Genomic DNA, 1,037 nt, shown 5'->3' on the forward strand with positions numbered 1-1,037 from the left:
ACCTACATCGGCAAATACACCGATATCGCCGCCGTCCGCGACCTCATCGCCGACCATCGCCTCACCACGCTGACCGGCCCGGGCGGATCGGGAAAGACCAGGCTGGCCGTGGAGACCGCGCGGACCATGCTCGACGACCTGCCCGACGGCGCCTGGCTGGTGGAACTGGCGTCCGTCGGCGCGGGCGGCGACCTGGCCCAGTCGGCGCTCGCCGCACTCGGGCTGCGCGACGCGCTGCTCGGCGCGTCGAACGCGGAGCCGATGGACCGGCTCGTCGCGGCCATCCGCGAGCGCGAAACGCTGCTGATTCTGGACAACTGCGAGCATGTGATCGACGCGGCCGCGACCTTCGCGCACCGGCTCTTGGGCGAGTGCCAGAAACTCCGCATCCTCGCCACGAGCCGAGAGCCGCTCGGCATCACGGGCGAGGCGTTGTGGCAGGTCGAGCCGCTGGCGCTGCCCGCACCGGACGCCGCACCCGGCGCGATCGAGTCCGCCCCGGCCGTTCAGCTGCTGCGGGACCGGGCCGCGGCGGTGCGCCCGGATCTCGTGATCGACGCCGGAACACTGGCGACCATGGCGCGCGTCTGTCGTGCGCTCGACGGCATTCCGCTGGCGATCGAGCTGGCCGCGGCCAGACTGCGCACCATGTCCCTCGACCAGCTGGCCAACCGCCTCGACGACAGGTTCCGCCTGCTGACCGGCGGTAGCCGGACCGCGCTGCCGCAGCACCGGACGTTGCGGGCGGTGGTCGACTGGAGCTGGGAGTTGCTCAGCGACGACGAACGGATGGTGCTGCGCAGGCTCGCGGTGTTCGCCGGCGGCGTGAATCTCGAAGCGGCCGAACGTATTTGCGCGGCCGACGAGCTGGTCGAGCCGTGGCGGACGCTCGAGCTGCTCACCGCGCTGACCGAGAAATCGTTGCTGCTCCTCGCGGACGACAGCGGCCCGCGCTACCGAATGCTCGACACGATAAGGCAGTACGCCAGGGACCGGCTCGCGGAGGCGGGCGAGGCGGAGCAGGCCCGTCGAGCCCA

General features: G+C 71.6%; 1 protein-coding gene. It reads left to right on the plus strand.

Annotation, left to right across the window (positions count from 1 at the left end):
• On the plus strand, positions 1–1,037 hold a 1,037-nt coding region (locus ON39_RS18650), incomplete at both ends, for an ATP-binding protein (protein WP_040735949.1).

Source organism: Nocardia tenerifensis NBRC 101015, from assembly GCF_000308715.1.
Lineage (GTDB): Bacteria > Actinomycetota > Actinomycetes > Mycobacteriales > Mycobacteriaceae > Nocardia > Nocardia tenerifensis.